The organism is Acidovorax sp. sif1233, assembly GCF_019218755.1.
Classification (GTDB): Bacteria; Pseudomonadota; Gammaproteobacteria; order Burkholderiales; family Burkholderiaceae_C; genus Acidovorax.
On sequence record NZ_JAHUWZ010000013.1, the window covers coordinates 1 to 13,155 of the forward strand.

Genomic DNA, 13,155 nt, shown 5'->3' on the forward strand with positions numbered 1-13,155 from the left:
GTGCGTGCGCCGCACCGCATAGCGGGGTGTCTGAGGGTCTTTGAGCATCGTGTCCACTCTCGTTTGCGTGCACACGATCGTGCTCAACCACAGCAGGTCCTTCAAGATGAGTTCGCCGGCCGCTTACATTCATGCCGCAGCCAATTGCAGCTGTCGATTTCTGGCCGCTACGCCAGGTGGAGTCAGAATTCGCGGCACCTCATGCTCTTTGAGGACATCGCACCAGTAGCCTTGCAACTCGCTGGCTCCGAGCTTGACCGCTTGCGTTGCGATCTCAGAGGACTCAATGTGTTCCGCAACCACGATGGCTCCAGTTCCCAAGCTGGAGATGAAATCGAGACCCGAACGATCATTTGCTTTCAGAACCCTCGGCCTGAACACTTCGATCATGCGCTCCTCCAAGTCTGTGCCGGCAACATCATCCAGCGCAATTTCACCTCCAAGGCCTCGTATGCCCTCACAGAGGTTCTTGATGCGCTGGAATCCCCAATGGTGACGGATCAGCTCGTTTCTCTCCACGATCTCGATGACCATTCCAGGAACCATGTGCTCGGCCATCGCCACCACCCAATCCAGATTAAGCATTGACGAGGCCTCGACATTGCAATGAACCCTGAGCTTGGACTTGTAGGCCGTGCAAAGGAACCGCGCCGCTTTCAGTGCTGCAATATCAACCTCAAGCATCTGGCGGCGGTTGGTGAAATCGACCTGATGCCTGTACAGCAACTCAAACCCCAGGATCTCGTGCGACTCACACGCGAGCATGGGCTGAACGCGGAAGTTTGCGAGAGCACTGACATTCACAGGCGCTTCTGAAGATTTGCAACCCATAGCCACCACGCAAAAGAAAGACCGGCGATTGCCAATGGAGCCACCCACGTTGAGACGTAGATAGGCACGAATAGCCAAGCGACCAACGACACTCCGACCAACTTGGCAAGGTCCACCCCACGCTTGTGCAGCATGGGGCTCTGTGAGGAGAAAGACGCTTTGGCAATCTGTCTGCGATAGTGGCCATCAGCCATAGCGGCCAGAATGCAGGGAAGAGCAAAAAGCGTCCACATCAAGAGCATTCCGCCCCGATACAGGATTACATGTGTCCAGACAGTGCCTGCGAATGCACGCTCCATCAACCAACGATCAACTTTTTCGTTTCCCGAGAGTTCAGCACTTTCGAAAGCATGACCGACTTCTCGATTGACCGTCTCCAGCAAAGAGAAGATCTGCTCCATGATCCATTGGTCAGTTTCATGCCCAAGCCACGCTACGAGCTGGCGCTGCTCAGCGTCACGCACTGCGTTGAAGATAGGCAGCGGCAACAGTACAAGAACTGCCAGGGTGCCAAAGAGCACAACGACCAGCGTCAATGAAGCAAGCGAAGGCTTTCCCTCTTTCCCCTTTTCTGCCATGACTATTTGCCCCCCCACAGAGAGGTGAACATGGTGATGAAACGCGGCCTAGCTGGCTTTGGCAAAGGCGCATTGGTCAAGAGGATGGGAATGCGAGACTTGAAAGTCCGACCACCCGACATGCGTGCGTAGAAGTGCAACGGCGGCAACTCACTCAATACCGGTGGTGGTATCAGATCGGCTTCCTCAGCCGAGGCTTGCTCTTTGTATGACGCGTCGTAGTGCTCGCTGGGATCAGATGCAACGTTATGCCCGTAGCTGACGGACATCGACTGCACTTTGATTTTGGGAATCCCATCCGCGAACAATTGCTGGGTTCTCGGATCTTGAACCCTTAGAGCAATTTTGTTGTTCGTGTTGGCCAGGACCTGAATCGCCTTGTTTTCATCGCCAAGCCGAGCTGCAAAGTCGGCAAAGGTTTGAGTTGCCACAGTGAGTCTGAAACCCGCCCCACGACCTTTGTTGAGCAGCTGGATGGTCGGCGTATTGATCACCTCTGCCGCTTCGTCAACGAACACGTCAATGGGCTTCTTCTTGTCCAGCCCGTAGTTGTAGATGTCGCCCGCAACTGCGGTCATGTCAGCGAGCATCACGGAGCCAATTGCACTGCCAACCGTTGGGTCAGCGAGTGAGTCCAGGCCCATGTACAGAACCATGTTGTTTCGGATGACCTTGGACATATCCAAGACCACCTTTTCACTCCCGGGCTCATGCTTGGGCGATAGCAGCTCTGCAAGAGGATCTGCAGTGAGCATCGACAGAATTGGGATGAGCGAGGCCACCATCTTTTGAAAGTGATCCCGGTTGTGTTCATACGTCGAAATCAGGCCAGCCAGATCAACGTTTGGCCACTCGTGAATCACCACTTCCTTGTAATAGGCGATGTACGCAAGAAGAACCGCTTCAGGCCCCTTGTTCTTCGCCTTGGAGGTTTTGATATAGCTTGCAGCGCCTTTCTCCCAATTGGGTACTTTCTGGTTGAAGTGAAAGAGGAGGCCCTTTGTCAGGAGATCATCTGGTCCCCCTTCGATGTAGCGACGGAGGCTTACCAAGTTCGGGCGCTCCCCAGTAGCGATCAAGCCCGCACAAATGTCTTGGAGCACTTTCCAGCCGAAAGCAACGAACGCATCGGCACCCGTTTCGGAGGGAATCAATGCAGCCACCCGAGAGGCAAGTTCCGTCTTGCGATTCCAGTTGCGGAGAGGATCGAGACTGACGGACTTGTCTGGATGAGCGGGGTTGAAGTAAGCGAACCGCTCTGGCTGACCAAGTGATTCGCAAATCCTCCGGGCGTTGTCCGCGAGTCCCTGGTCGCCCTTGGGGTCAATGATCACCACTGGGCCCCCTCGAAGGATGGCCTGTCCGATGCAGAGGTCAAATAGACGCGTCTTCCCCACCCCGGTAGACCCTACGATGAGGGTGTGACCTTCCAGCAACTCTAGTGGAACAGTGATGTCGTCCTCTTTGTCCAGCCCGTGGAGCCAATAGCTACCGTCCTTGCTGAGCGCCTCTTTGCCCAATGTTTTGGCGACCCCGCTGGCAATCAGCGCATGCATACGCTGAGCCACCATATCGGTCCATTGATACCCATTGCCGAGCCATAACTCGTCACGCTTGATCGCTCCCTTCGATGCCTTCTTCAACCCTTCGATATCAATGAACGTTTTGCCAGTGAAATTTGTTCGGGCCATGTCGGAGTGCCGTGTCCACGCCTTAGCCATCCGGTAAAAGCCCATGAGCGAACAACCGCTTGCTGCAACCGTTGCAAAAGTCGTCGGCAGTGGCAGATACCATGCCGAGACAATGCAAATCCCAACAGCTCCGAACCAACCGAGGGTTTGACCAGCCTCGTAGTTTGGGCGCCAAGGGTTGTCAAAGTCGAAGAGCTGCTCCGCCATGTCAATCCTCAGTGCGCCGCCGACAACGTGCCAGCCGACAGCGGCCGAGCGGCCTCAGGCGTCAGCGTGTCAAACAAACTGTCCACCTTGGTGCGAATCAACTCAATGGTCAATGGACCAGGGCTTGCGTTACCTTCGTCATCAATGGAAAGCTGATGCGCCAGCAGTCGCTTGATTTTTTCGTAGCGAGGGTGTGCTTTGGTGACCAAAACACGGTTCAAAGTCTCGCCTCCGTAGCGTGCAGATCGGCTTTTCCAACTGGTGACATTCTTGGCCGGAAAGCGAGTGGCAACGATCCTCGGGGAGCCACTCTCCAGCACGAACACCATGATGTAGCCGCCGTCCTGGGCCGAAGCGTCAGGTACCATGGCACCGACATGTTCTGGGCTCCCGTCAAACATCCACACACGTATCTCCTGTTCACAAACGTGTATTGAGAATATCAACCGGTCCTACCCAGACCACCCCTAAAAAGCGCGGATTTTCAAGACCTTTCGATTTTTCTGCTCAATCCAGGGGGCCCACGATGCATGTACAGCATCGTCAAGACTTGTCGTCACGCTCCCCCCTGCTTCACGCGTTCTTACCTTGAGCGACCTTTTTACGAGCCAAAAAAAACGAGAACCATGAAAGGTTCTCGTCTTGAAATCACTACGGTTACAAGGCTAGGTGACCGCGTACTTTTCGATGTCCTCACCTCGCGCTAAAGCTTCTTTGATCCAACGCGGCCTTGGACCGACGCCGCCACCCCATGTCTGCCCCTTCTCGTTCCGATATCTAACGGGTCGCGCGCTTGCGCGCCTGGACGTGTTGCGTGGCACAACTTTCACATCTGGGAAGAGATCGGTGGGAGTTAGCTTGTACAGCTCAATAGTCTTGCGAACGTCCTGGATCACATCATCCAGCGCGGCCAATCGGAATTTTTCAATCTTTGCCTCGACCCTCTCTCGCTCTGCGAGGGCCTCAGCCAGTTCTTCGGATGTCATGACGCGTCCTGGTTGCATGCGTGCAATTCCTCCATTGGATTAGGCGCAATTAACTGCAATTCTATTGCACATTTAATTGCATTTCCACAGCTAATTCATCAGCTCCCTTTCTCGTCACCAGGGACCGACATCGCTGAAGAAAGGCACCCTTTTGGGCCACGAAGGGCTAAACGTCATGTTTTTGCTTACTTTTCGGCACCCTTTTGGGTTGGCGTGCTACCTAGAATGCCTGTACAGAAGGGCTGTCCTCATAGGGGGCTGATGCCTACGCGAGGCGATGACGGGAAACAAGTGTCTTGCCGAGTTCGCAACATGTAACCGACTAATTTTCGTTGGTGGCTTTTTTCTAGGATGTTGACCGTTTGCCCACCAACGACGATTCGCCTTGACATGACAACTTGCCCAACCACATAATTCGCCATCAATGTGATGTTACGCCCTACCATGAGCCCTCGTTCTACCTATTCGGACACTTCTGGTCTCCAATACCGCCTACGTGCTGCGTCGGCTCTGCTGGGCATCGCTGAGAACACAACCAAGTCATACATCGAGAACTCAGGCATCCATGTTCGCCGAGCAAACGAGGCTGACTCCAAAGCCGTCGCAGTGCGGCTCTTCGATCCAGACACCCTTTTTCAACTCGCTCAGTACCGTCGAGCCAAGGGCTTCGTCAAGACTCCCCAGAAGGGCCCTTACTTCATCGCTGTGGACATCGTTAAGGGTGGCACTGGGAAGACCACCACAGCTGTTGAGATTGCGTTGCACATGCAACTGGCTGGTCTTCGCGTTCTCGCGATAGATTTGGATGCGCAAGCCAACCTCACCCAGTACATGGGTTACGAGGCAGATCTGAACAAGGACGAAATCGAGCCAATGGGCCTGAGTCTCGATGCCGTTGTTGGGAAAACATTTGCCCACACCGTTTCTACTTATGTCGGTCGATCTGCACGAGAGTCGTTTGGTAGCCTGATAAAAATGCCTTTTGGCAAAAATGGGCCTCACCTGATTCCCGCTGATGCAAATCTAGGCGATATTGAATTTGCACTGAGTTCTTCCAAGGGCGCGCGAGAGTTAACCCTGAAAAAACTCTTTTCTGAATCTGCGCGAGGCTTGATTCCAGAGTTGAACGTTTCAGAATATGACGTTGTTGTGATGGACTGTCCACCCAATGTCACTATGACGAGCACTGCCGCGCTGGCTGCTGCAGATCTCGTGGTTGCACCGGTCCGCTTGGACGCTTTCGGTGTCAAGGGTCTAACCCGTTTGATCAATGAAATTGCGCTTCTCCGCGAATCTTACGGAGACGCGATTGTGGCGGATCAAGTCATTCTTGCCACCCATTTCGCCCCACAACTTTCTCGCATCCAGCGGATGCATCAAGCGCTTCAGGCTTATCAGAAAAATCTAGCGCCAGTCTCGATTTCGCTTTCTGAGGATTTACCAAAATCCCTTGAACACTATATTCCGCTGAGTTTGCAGAAGCCATTGAGTCAAGCAAGCCGAGAATACAAGGAATTCAATGATTTCCTACTTCGTCGGCTCATGAACATAGAAGAGCAGCGAGGCAAATAATGAGACGTGCGCCTTTTGCCCCGGTTCAAGATAACCAGGCCGAAACTTCGGTCAAGTCTGAAACGCGGCCCCCAGCATCGAAAAAGCCTGCACCGCCCCCGTTGATCCTTCCAGCGATCACCACACCAGGGGCCGGTGCTTTGGCACGGACGGTAGACGAGCCTGTTGAATCGCCTTCGCCCGTATCAAATCCGGTTGCCGAACAAGCCGACGAGCGAGGCCAGCATCAATCGCTGCCTTCATCAGCCGCATCCCATGCCTACGAGGTTGTTTTCATCAGTGCTCACGACATTGATCCGAATAGGTTCGCGCCACGCGAAATCTATGGCGATAACACCCTCCAAGAACGCGCTGATTCTCTTGAGGCGAATGGCCAGCGAGATCCCATTCATGTAATTCCCAACCCTGCGAAGCCGGGTCGTTTCATCATTGGGGATGGCTGGACTCGGGTTCAGGCCGTCCGAATGAGGGACATTCTCAATCTTCAATTGAAGGCAATCATCCACACGGACAAGTCCGAGGAAGACATTGCCTGGATGGGCTACGCCCAAAACGAAGAACGCGAAGCCCACACCGATTTCGACCGTGCAAAGTTCTACCAAAAGTGGCGAGATCAAGGCTGGACTTGGGAGCAAATTTCCAAGAAAACTGGCATTCCCGTGGGAAGTCTTTCCCAATATGGAAATTACAGCAAACTTGATGTGGATATTCTCCACTATGCCAAACGCCATCCCGAAAAGGTGTCGGTGAATGTTGTCAACCAACTGTGGCGTCTCGTGTCCGCTAAAAAGAGCGCTGAGGCAGCGATATCGTTGTGCAAGACGTTCGTTGATAACGATGAGTCATTCCGTTGGCTCAAGGAACGTGTTGACTCGTTGACGATGGAACAACGGCCTGACCGGAAGAGCAGTCCCGTGAAGTTCCAGCGCCGGTACGAGCATGGGCACTTCAAACAACGGTCGGATGGAAAGATCGAAATCGTGGGCATGATTCCTCCAGATAAATTGGAGCAATTCAACGAAACGATGGACAAGCTGCTGCGCCCTTACTTCGGCTCTGAGGAGCCAAGTAACATCAACACACCCACGGACAATCAGCAGTGACCATCACTCAGGCCACTCAAAACAAAGGACGCTCAGCGTCCTTTGTTGCTTTTTGGGGTTCCGAAATTGGGACTTCATTCAATACGCAGCGACTGCCACTTCCTTTCTGTACGTACAGACCTAACGGGAAAAATGGGTACCAGCCGTTGCCTCATAAGAAGCTGAGTGATTCCCCAACAAATCCAGCACTCGGTTCTATAGGTACAAAACTAAGCGAAGAGCCGCACAACGGAGTAGCCTACTCATCCTCTCTTCTGTACGTACAGAAGATGCTCTGCGCGCCAGCTTCAGCTGCCGATCTTGACTACATTCAAGCACCCTTCACCTTGCCCAGCGGCATCGCAATCCACTTCTGTACGTACAGAACACCAACCACCCACGAGTACAGACCCTCTGAAATAATGGGCGAAATCAGCGAGCCCTTCTTGCGAGCCCTTCATTTCATCATCTCTTCCAGACCAACACCAAGGGGTGTCGATGGCAGCACTTCTGTACGTACAGAAGCTGAGCGACTAGGAGCCAGGATAACAAGGGGCTTGCCAGGCTGCGCCAATTCAAATTGCCAACAGAGTTCCGCCAAGAAGACCGTGCAGCCAGCCCTCGTCTTGACAGCCCCTCGTTTACTGGGGCTCACGTCAAACGCCTCGCTATGGACACGGGCAGACGTAATTTGTAAATCGAATCTTCAGATCACAACCTTTCCCACAGGCATCTGCGCTTGTAGCATTTCGCAATGGTCTGTCGAATGGCGATCCATGCGCACCCCGGAGAACGCTGTGTTGGCAAGCACAACAGAGATGGCAACCTCGATTCGTACTGCCAGTGCTACAGACCTTTCGGCACCTCTGTACGTACAGAACAGCCACAGACCCACCAAAGCATCTGTACATACAGAACGGCATTCCAAGCCCGTGGACTGGTCTCTAGCGTCCGTGTCGTCCCCTCTGTACGTACAGATCATGCGCCGGCACTCCCAAGGCTCTGTACGTACAGAACGACCTGGCAGTCTCAATACCAATGCCCACTGGCAAGGCAACTTGCACTCCACAGTGGGCATCGTTATTTCAGACATTCACCGAGCCCGGTTTCCGCTCCAACGGATTCATCGGCTCACACGCAGCAAGACCCGGATAGCAAAACAGAACCCCGCCATGAGCGGGGTTCTGTGCATCTGGGGTACTTGGAATTGGAGATTGAAGATGACCTAAGAACCGGCCAATAAAAAACCCCGGTAGCTCCAACTACCGGGGTTCTCAGCATCGTGATGGTGATGCTCGAAGCTGCTACTCGTTCCAACAACCGACGCCAATCGGTTTAAGCACAGCCAACTCAGGTACGAATAGTAGTTTTTCCATGCCTCGCCGTCAAGGAGATCGTGTCCTTACGTGGAGACTGCGATGGATAAACTCGCGCCTACAGAAATCCGATACCCATACGCCATTGTTCGGGCGTGCTCGGAGTTGCCTTACCTTTCACCATTCGTGGCAATGCCAGATGGTTTTCTCCGGGTTGTTTTGAAGATTGTTCAAAAAATCAATCTTCGAAATCCTTTTTCAGAAATCTTTGCTTCACGCAAAACGCTTGCGGATGAGGCAGGTAAATCGTTGGATACGGTCCACCGTTCAATCCAATGGCTTGAGCAGAACAACCTCATCGAAAGGGAGCGGAAGGCCCGTGCAGGACTTCGTGGATCACGGTCGCCCCTGGTGCCGACCAAATCCCTCCTGTTGGCGTTGGGCCTGGTGGATGAACGTGGGGTTCCTGTCGAGCCCAAAAAGGCCGCAAAAGCAGCCCCTGCAGGAATGGACGATGGTCAACTCACAACGAGTTCTTCAAACGGTCCAGAACTAACACCAAGCTCCACAACCTCTGCCAAGGAGGAGGGTGCCTACACGCGTATTGGGGCTGTTTGCCTGCCTACAGATCTCATATGGCTCTGCAGTAAGGGCCTATCGCCGTTTGCTGTTCTAGGTCTGATGAAGAGGGCAAGGACTGCTTCACAGCGACTATCGGACGTGGTGCATGCCGCCAAAAAGTACCTGGAAAACCTGAAGGCAAACCAGCTCTACGCCTACCTCCAAACCCTCTTAACCAGCGGTCGGGACTTCTCAGCACCATATCGAGAGGAAGCGAAAAAAGATGAGGAAAAACGCGAAAAGTCCTATCTTTTGGAAAAAGCTGAGATTTATGAAGGCCGTAGATTTACTTCTCGAAAGACAGGCAAGGTCTACCAGGTCGAATCCGGCGTGATCCGCGAAACGGTAAACGGTCAATCACGGGTGACACCGTTCAACAGGGCCTTCCTTGAGGCGCTAGAGGCCGGGAAACTGGTGCAACACAACTAGGAAGTTACACAGGGGTCATGTCGCAGTTCTGCGGCTTCTAGATCAGTAAATAAACAATCTATAGAAATACATGCTACGCATCCTGTGGATAACCTCCCTTGCGGGATAGGGCCTGCACATTCAAGACTTGCTAACAGAAACTGGACTCTGGGCGAGATGGGTAGATCCGCAACTTCAGGAGGCCAAGCAGATCCCCGTGTTGATAGGCCTACACTTGGCAAACACAGGAGCCAAAATGTCGAACGAACGCATGGACTACGAAAGCAGAAGGGCCTTGGTCTTCCAGGCAGCGACAGAGATTGCTGAAACTGGCCAAGTTCCCAGCTTGGAAGCCGTCAAACTGAAGGTAGGCGGTGGAAGCTACACGACACTCACCAGAGCGCTTCGTGAGTGGCGCAAAGAAAAGGACCGTCAACAAACGGCAGTGGAAGCTCCGCCAGAAATCGTCTCTGATTTAGCGCAGCGTCTAGCAGGTGACCTGTGGAAGGCAGCAACCGCTGAAGCACAGATGGGCCTAGCAGCAGCTCGTGAAGCCTTGAACCTGGAGAACAAGCGGCTTCAGGAGGAAATGACAGAGGTATTGCGCAGCGCGGATTTAATGGCTACCCAGATGACTGAGATTCAGAGTCGTGCTGAAGAGCTTCAAGCCAAGTTGGAAGAGGCATCACGCGGCCGATCAGATGCTGAAACTCAACTCCAGGTCCAGACGACCAAGGTAGTGAACCTTGAGGAACGAGTCAGTGAATTACGGAAGGAATTAGCTGACGCAAAGAGTGCTTCAACATCCTCCAGTCTGCATGATGAGATTCAAAGTCTACGAGCCCAGCTATCAACCCTCACCGAGCAGAATGCAAAAATCCTGGCCAAGGAGTAACTCAGAGACCTCACTCTGAAGTGATGCTGAAATGACTCTACCGGGAAGTGATCCTATGCTGCGGCTGAAGTGCTACAAGAGGATGAGATTTTACGGTGGGCATTTCCAGGTGACTCTGGGCTGCTACTGGAGTGCCAGTTCAGCTTGAACCCTTCTGAGACTGTAGTTTGTAGGCCTACACTACTACATACACTACACACCAAGCTTGGCCCGATGGATTGTGGGATGGGTGTCGATAAATAGTGCGCCACACCAGGCGTTATGTATGGATGCCCCGCGCAATTGCCCTTGTTGGAAGCAAAGTGGGGAAGTAGGTTTCTGTGCCTCCAGAAACAACAAAACCCCTGTCGGGGTTCTGTGTGTGAGGGATATGGAAATTTGGCCGTGCCGGCGTCAACCAGTTACCGCCCGAGGGGAAGAGACAAAGCCCAGGTATTCTGAGAGAAGTTCAGCGGTAGCCGGTCGGCCGCAAGCCCAGGCTGTGAAGCCCACCAGGTCAAAGGGATAGAGCTTGAACCTTGAGGGGTATTCAGTCGCCAGCGAAGCATTGAGTGACTGAGTGACCCGAAAGCCCTCTGGCTCGTGGTCATCGATTGCCATCCAGTCGTCCATGGTTTGGAACCAGAACTCATCGAATCGGGCATTGGGACTTGACTCAATCATCTGGCGATACATGACCAGCTGCTTGTTGCGGTACTCAAATATCGCGTTGAACCTGTCCATCACCATCGAGGGCGAGGGCGAACGGCCGGATTCGATGTTGTTCCAATGATCGAGGGTCATGTTCGGGAACAGTGATGCGGCCTCATTTGGACTGAGGAACAGGGTGTTCCGCAGCACCTGCAGGTAGACACAGCCTGGCTCAATTCGTTGGTTCATGCTCATGCAAACCTCCATAAATTCGGGTGCTTTCAGCACTCGCAGGGTTGGGACTGGATACCGCTCATGCGGAATTCGAACGGTCGCCATTTGAAAAACACGGCTTTCGCTCGCTTTTCGATTTTTCGGGGCCAAAAATCTGACAGATGAAAGTGCTTTCTGGACACTGCGGGTCAAGGTACCCCATGACCAGAACCATTAACTTTTCATCCATCAACGAAGCTGTAAATCAGGGCTTTGTCGTTGCCGCTCGTAAGGAGTACCAGTCGTACAAAGGGTGCTCCATTTACGGTCACGACAACAGCCAGCGTGGGTTCATTGGTGCCTCCTATGGTTTGAGGGTGGAGATCCCGGAGGACTTCACTTCCAACTTTCTGGGAGTTCGGTCTGACAAGATCTTTGGTCACACAGTCAGCGCCAATGTCCAAGCGCAATGGGGTTCGGTAGGGAAGGGCCAATCCATCCTTGTCTTTGAGCCCCACGTATTTCAAGAGGCGCTGATTTCGGCCCGCGCCTGGACCGACGCATGGTTCCACGCGCACCCCGAAGCGCAAGCCTTGTTCAACGAGTCAATCAATGCTGCCCGCCGTGTGCGCCAGCAAAGTGCTTCGGCCCAGCGCGTCACTGGTTGAAGACCTGGAAATCAGCTTCGTTGTTGAAACCACGCAAAAAATGGTAGCCGTCACGCGTCTCGAAGTAGCGGAACAGCATGCCGGTTTTCCACTGGTCAGGTCGTTGCGGGACGTATTGAGAAAGCACGAGCTTCTCTTCGTCGGAGCCCACTTCCTTGTACCGGATGTGGAACAAATCCTTGTTGTTTTCCAGGATCTCCAGAGCCCCGAGAACCAGGCTGGCCCCTCTAATGGTGGTGCTCTTCGTAGCCAGCCCAACAGTGTCCTTGGCAGTGGCCACCTCTGCGGGGGCCTTACCGATGTGAGTGCTCACAATGCGCCCTTCAGCGATCAGTGTGAAACCTCCCGAGGAGCGTTTCAGACTTTCAATCTGAGCAGCCTTCTCTTGCGAGACCGTGGCGCAACCAGTCAGGCCGATAGCAATAGCAACGATGGCAGCTTTCGCAATTTTCAACATCTTCCCTCCTTCAAAACTGTGAACGTGTTGATGGAGGAAATCCTACCCGAATTGATCGCGAATTGCAATTGAATTGCAATTCAAATGCAATTATTTGAACAATTGAAACAACAAGGAGCGTTACATGTCTTTGATCAGAAGTGCGCTGGTGTTCGCAGCTATGAGCTTTAGCATCGCAGTGGTGATGGAGACCGCATCTGGTACCGAGGGGGCGGTCGAGCGGGTGCTAGGACAGGTGCAATCCTCGATGGACCGTGGTGCGCATGTCGTGGTTGGCTTAATGAAGCAGGTTGAACCTGCCCTGGTGAATGTTGCATCGAAATAAATTGGCCATCTCATTCGCTTCGATCATGCGAACGGCAGTGGTGTTGGCTGTCACGGTGTTAGGCACTTCTGCGTTTGCCCGTGATTCAGGGTTAGGCGAAAAGGCTTTGCAGCTGGCCGCCTCAGCAGGGGAGGGCGTCAAGGCAGTTCGGGAGGCCTTCACCAACTCCGCAACTCCAGTCCAGGCACAAGGGCAGATTGAGGTCGCCTTTTCACCGAATCAGGGTGCTGAAGAGCTGGTGATCCGGGTGACTGACAGCGCGAAGAAGGATCTGCGCGTCATGGCATATGCATTCACCAGCTCAAAAATCACGTCTGCCCTGATCCGTGCCGCTAAGCGAGGTGTAAACGTCTACCTTCTTGCAGACGAAAAGCAGAATCTCGGGGCAGGGGCTGGGCCCAAGGGCAGGGCTGCGCTCTCAGCCTTGAGCCTGGCCGGGGTTCACGTCCGAGTGGTTGATGCTTACCCCATCTTTCACGACAAGGTTCAAATTAGCGATGGTCGAGTATTGCAGACCGGCAGTTTTAACTACAGCGATGCTGCGGCTAAAAGGAATTCAGAAAACGTGATTGTTCATTGGGACAACCCAGAATTGGCTTCGGCATATGCAGAGCACTTTGCTCGAAACTGGAAGTTGTCAAAAGCTTTCAATCCATCCTTCTGAACTATTGCAAT

At 53.3% G+C, this 13,155-nt stretch carries 14 protein-coding genes; 7 read left to right on the forward strand and 7 right to left on the reverse strand.

The annotated features are described in order from the left end of the window. Positions 1 to 129: 129 nt before the first annotated feature. From KW843_RS25510 to KW843_RS25530, 5 genes are all read right to left on the reverse strand, one after another. Entirely contained in the window at positions 130 to 804 is a 675-nt protein-coding gene (locus KW843_RS25510) for an EAL domain protein (RefSeq protein ID WP_218297930.1), read from the reverse strand. Beyond that, positions 801 to 1,409: a DUF4400 domain-containing protein gene (locus KW843_RS25515; RefSeq protein WP_121944215.1), complete on the reverse strand. Its 609-nt coding sequence runs from the start codon at positions 1,407 to 1,409 to the stop codon at positions 801 to 803. The genes KW843_RS25510 and KW843_RS25515 overlap by 4 nt, the downstream gene beginning before the upstream one ends. A gap of 2 nt (positions 1,410 to 1,411) precedes the next feature. Next, positions 1,412 to 3,307, reverse strand: a complete 1,896-nt coding sequence (traD, locus tag KW843_RS25520; RefSeq protein ID WP_218297931.1) for a conjugative transfer system coupling protein TraD — start codon at positions 3,305 to 3,307, stop codon at positions 1,412 to 1,414. 8 nt (positions 3,308 to 3,315) lie between these two features. Continuing rightward, the gene (locus tag KW843_RS25525; RefSeq protein ID WP_218297932.1) at positions 3,316 to 3,714 is read right to left on the reverse strand and encodes a hypothetical protein; all 399 of its coding nucleotides are present in this window, start codon (positions 3,712 to 3,714) and stop codon (positions 3,316 to 3,318) included. Between the two features lie 258 nt (positions 3,715 to 3,972). Beyond that, positions 3,973 to 4,293 carry an H-NS family nucleoid-associated regulatory protein gene (locus KW843_RS25530; protein ID WP_158605796.1) on the reverse strand — a complete coding sequence of 107 codons (321 nt, stop codon included), beginning with the start codon at positions 4,291 to 4,293 and terminating at the stop codon, positions 3,973 to 3,975. A 444-nt stretch (positions 4,294 to 4,737) separates the two neighbouring features. Here KW843_RS25530 and KW843_RS25535 point away from each other — a divergent pair, with 444 nt between their 5' ends. From KW843_RS25535 to KW843_RS25550, 4 genes are all read left to right on the forward strand, one after another. Next, positions 4,738 to 5,865, forward strand: a complete 1,128-nt coding sequence (locus KW843_RS25535) for a ParA family protein (protein WP_233584371.1) — start codon at positions 4,738 to 4,740, stop codon at positions 5,863 to 5,865. Next, entirely contained in the window at positions 5,865 to 6,968 is a 1,104-nt protein-coding gene (locus tag KW843_RS25540) for a ParB N-terminal domain-containing protein (protein WP_218297933.1), read from the forward strand. The genes KW843_RS25535 and KW843_RS25540 overlap by 1 nt, the downstream gene beginning before the upstream one ends. A 1,397-nt stretch (positions 6,969 to 8,365) precedes the next feature. After that, the gene (locus KW843_RS25545) at positions 8,366 to 9,313 is read left to right on the forward strand and encodes a hypothetical protein (RefSeq protein WP_218297934.1); all 948 of its coding nucleotides are present in this window, start codon (positions 8,366 to 8,368) and stop codon (positions 9,311 to 9,313) included. A 235-nt stretch (positions 9,314 to 9,548) separates the two neighbouring features. Then, positions 9,549 to 10,187 carry a DNA-binding protein gene (locus KW843_RS25550; RefSeq protein ID WP_121944208.1) on the forward strand — a complete coding sequence of 213 codons (639 nt, stop codon included), beginning with the start codon at positions 9,549 to 9,551 and terminating at the stop codon, positions 10,185 to 10,187. Positions 10,188 to 10,580: 393 nt separating this feature from the next. Here KW843_RS25550 and KW843_RS25555 read toward each other — a convergent pair whose 3' ends face one another. Continuing rightward, positions 10,581 to 11,072 (reverse strand): DUF1870 family protein, encoded by a 492-nt coding sequence (locus KW843_RS25555; RefSeq protein ID WP_218297935.1) that lies wholly within the window; start codon positions 11,070 to 11,072, stop codon positions 10,581 to 10,583. Positions 11,073 to 11,251: 179 nt separating this feature from the next. Between KW843_RS25555 and KW843_RS25560 the strand changes: the two genes are divergently transcribed. Continuing rightward, positions 11,252 to 11,698, forward strand: coding sequence for a hypothetical protein (locus KW843_RS25560; RefSeq protein ID WP_121944206.1), 447 nt, complete (start codon positions 11,252 to 11,254; stop codon positions 11,696 to 11,698). On the opposite strand, the gene KW843_RS25565 is transcribed toward KW843_RS25560, so the two are convergent. After that, positions 11,688 to 12,152, reverse strand: coding sequence for a hypothetical protein (locus KW843_RS25565; protein WP_147455724.1), 465 nt, complete (start codon positions 12,150 to 12,152; stop codon positions 11,688 to 11,690). The genes KW843_RS25560 and KW843_RS25565 overlap by 11 nt on opposite strands. A gap of 127 nt (positions 12,153 to 12,279) precedes the next feature. On the opposite strand from KW843_RS25565, the gene KW843_RS25570 reads away from it, so the two are divergent. Together KW843_RS25570 and KW843_RS25575 are read left to right on the forward strand one after the other, a co-directional pair. Then, positions 12,280 to 12,480 carry a hypothetical protein gene (locus KW843_RS25570; RefSeq protein ID WP_218297936.1) on the forward strand — a complete coding sequence of 67 codons (201 nt, stop codon included), beginning with the start codon at positions 12,280 to 12,282 and terminating at the stop codon, positions 12,478 to 12,480. Position 12,481: 1 nt separating this feature from the next. Then, on the forward strand, positions 12,482 to 13,144 hold the full coding sequence (locus KW843_RS25575; RefSeq protein ID WP_218297937.1) for a phospholipase D family protein: 663 nt from the start codon (positions 12,482 to 12,484) through the stop codon (positions 13,142 to 13,144). Positions 13,145 to 13,155: the final 11 nt, after the last annotated feature.